Origin of the sequence: Pseudoalteromonas sp. UBA2102, from assembly GCF_002331165.1 — a bacterium.
GTDB classification, from domain to species: domain Bacteria; phylum Pseudomonadota; class Gammaproteobacteria; order Enterobacterales; family Alteromonadaceae; genus Pseudoalteromonas; species Pseudoalteromonas atlantica.
In genome coordinates, this window is sequence record NZ_DCYU01000142.1 from 9,972 (window position 1) to 12,754 (window position 2,783).

Genomic DNA, 2,783 nt, shown 5'->3' on the forward strand with positions numbered 1-2,783 from the left:
TGCCAATCGTAATCTGGGTAAGCACTTAAGTGGGCATTGTAGTTACCTACAGCACCGTTAATTTTACCTAGCATTTCTACCTGTGCGATTTGGTCGCGTTGGCGTTTTAAACGCACGTATACGTTAGCAAACTCTTTACCCATAGTTGAAGGCGTAGCTGGCTGGCCGTGGGTACGCGTCATCATAGGCACTGCTTTGTACTCAATGGCTTTTTCTTTTATGGCGTTAAGTAATTGGTCACAGTATGGCAATAATACTTTATCGCGAGCTTCTGTTAGCATTAAACCATGAGATAGGTTATTTATATCTTCCGAGGTACAAGCAAAATGGATAAACTCGTTGATAGCGTTGATTTCGCTGTTATCGGCTACTTTTTCTTTTAGTAAGTATTCTACCGCTTTAACATCGTGGTTTGTGGTGCGTTCAATGTCTTTTACACGCTGTGCATCTGCTTCGCTGAAGTTATCAACAATGGCATTTAATAGTGCATTGGCTTGTTCGCTAAATGCAGGTACTTCTTTAATATCGCTTGCTGCAGCTAAGGCTTGCAACCAACGCACTTCAACGGTTACGCGGTATTTGATTAAGCCAAATTCGCTGAAAATACTGCGTAGTTCAGTGGTTTTGCTGCCGTAGCGACCATCCACTGGAGAGATAGCGGTTAACGCTGAAAGCTCCATAATAACTCCTAAATTTTAGTTTTGAACGATAATTAAATTTTTGTTTTTGCAATAGCGAGAATTTTTCTTTTTGCAAAGAAAAAGTGACGGCGTTTACCGCCCATTTGTCGCCATAATACAGCACTGCGAATTCCTGCTAATAAAAGTGCACGAATTTTATTTTGCGTTTGCTGCTGTTTTAATAACTCGGGTTTACCATAAACCTGAATTCGGTGCTCAAGGGGGCTTAGCACCGACGAGTATATATCTGCTAAACCGGCAACTACGGTGTCATCGGTTATGGCAAAGTGATCTAAGCGACGATGAATGTCGTCGATACGGCGGCCAAGTTCAGCTAAGCTTTTTGGCTCGTTATTTAAAATACGTTCAAGTTGCATTAAACCACCTACGTACTTAACTATTTCGACATCTTTTTGAGTGCCAGCAGTCAGCTGTGCCATTAATGTTTTATAGCCGTCGCGTAAGTTATGCGTACCTTGATAAACATCAACCGGTGATGCGGGAGATGTTTGTACAATACTTGTAAAAAGCACATCTAAATCTGAATCGTTTGCACTGCCGTACTGGGCAATTTTTTGTACTTGTTTAGCCACTTGGCACATGGCGGCAAGCGCCATGACTTGGTGTTCATTCATTACTTGATCACCGAATCAATAATACCACCACCTAAACACACCTCATCGGCATAAAATACAGCTGACTGACCCGGTGTAACGGCTTTTTGTGGCTCATCAAACAATACGCGTGCCATACCATCTTCGCCAACGAGAAGGGTACAATTAATATCTTCTTGGCGGTAACGAGTTTTAACGGTACAGCGCGTGGTGCCTTGCGGGCCAACACGGTCTACCCAATGTAATTGATTAGCGTTTAGGCCATTGCTGTAAAGGCGAGGGTGGTCTTTACCTTGCCCTACAACCAGTACATTGCGCTCAACGTCTTTATCTACAACATACCATGGCTCGCCAGAGCCTTCTTTCATGCCACCAATTAGTAACCCTTTACGCTGGCCTAGTGTATGATACATAAGCCCTTCGTGTTCACCTACGTTGTTGCCATCTGTGTCTTCGATCACACCTGGTTGTGCAGGTAAAAACTTTTGTAAAAAGTCTTTAAATTTGCGCTCCCCAATAAAACAAATACCGGTGCTGTCTTTTTTATCGTGGGTGATTAAGTCTTGCTCTTCTGCGATACGGCGTACTTCAGGTTTAGCTATATCACCAACTGGGAAAAGGGTTTGGCCTATATGCTCATGGCTTAAAGTGTATAAGAAATAGCTTTGATCTTTGTTATCGTCTAAGCCTCGGCACATAACGTATTTGTCGTCGCGTAATTCACGACGAACATAATGGCCTGTAGCAATAAAATCGGCGCCAAGTGCTTGGGCAGCAAATTCTAAAAACGCTTTAAATTTAATTTCTTTGTTACACATAATATCAGGGTTTGGCGTACGGCCCGCTTTATACTCTTCTAAAAAGTACTCAAAAACGTTATCCCAATACTCTGCTGCAAAGTTAACGGTATGAAGCTCGATGCCTAATTTGTCACACACTGCTTGCGCATCTTTTAAATCTTCAGCGGCTGCACAGTATTCGTCATTGTCGTCTTCTTCCCAGTTCTTCATAAACAGGCCTTCTACTTGGTAGCCCTGTTGCTGTAATAAATATGCAGATACAGAAGAATCAACACCGCCGGACATACCAACGATGACTTTAATGTGACTATTTTCGCTCATGAATAATTTCGCTTATACAGATTGCTGTTAACTTGGAAAGGCCGCGATTATAGCACGCATTTTGTTTTTGCTTAAAGGGAGGAGTAACGCAAACGCACGTTTTTGTCGTTATTTTATTCATATAACAAATAGCAAATAAGACTGAATCGCATTTGAAATAAAAAATGATGAAAAATTTAAATAAGCCATTGTAAAAAGTTATTTCGGTGCCATTATTGTCCGAGCACATAATAATGTTGAGTATATTACCTTGTGTTTGCAGAATAATTTAAGAGGCAAGCAGGATTTTTGTATTAACTCTGGATTTATAGCCTTAATATTTTCAATGGAATGAATATATGAACTACGCCTTTCAGGTAAAAAAACTT

3 protein-coding genes are annotated in these 2,783 nt (G+C 41.1%); all 3 read right to left on the reverse strand.

Features of this window, described 5'->3' with window-relative positions; genetic code table 11:
- The coding region (locus tag B2R65_RS18330) for a lyase family protein (protein WP_286745059.1) at window positions 1–680 on the reverse strand (680 nt) is incomplete at its 3' end.
- 32 nt (window positions 681–712) lie between these two features.
- Entirely contained in the window at window positions 713–1,315 is a 603-nt protein-coding gene (hflD, locus tag B2R65_RS18335) for a high frequency lysogenization protein HflD (protein WP_286745062.1), read from the reverse strand.
- A complete protein-coding gene (gene mnmA / locus B2R65_RS18340) occupies window positions 1,315–2,415 on the reverse strand; it encodes a tRNA 2-thiouridine(34) synthase MnmA (RefSeq protein ID WP_055014287.1) in 1,101 nt (366 codons plus the stop codon). Before mnmA ends, hflD begins: the two co-directional genes overlap by 1 nt.
- Between the last annotated feature and the right edge of the window lie 368 nt (window positions 2,416–2,783).

Excerpts from the sequence above, each read along its gene's own strand:
- hflD (WP_286745062.1), bottom strand. The coding sequence starts at position 1,315 with ATGAATGAACACCAAGTCATGGCGCTTGCCGCCATGTGCCAAGTGGCT.
- mnmA (WP_055014287.1), bottom strand. The coding sequence starts at position 2,415 with ATGAGCGAAAATAGTCACATTAAAGTCATCGTTGGTATGTCCGGCGGT.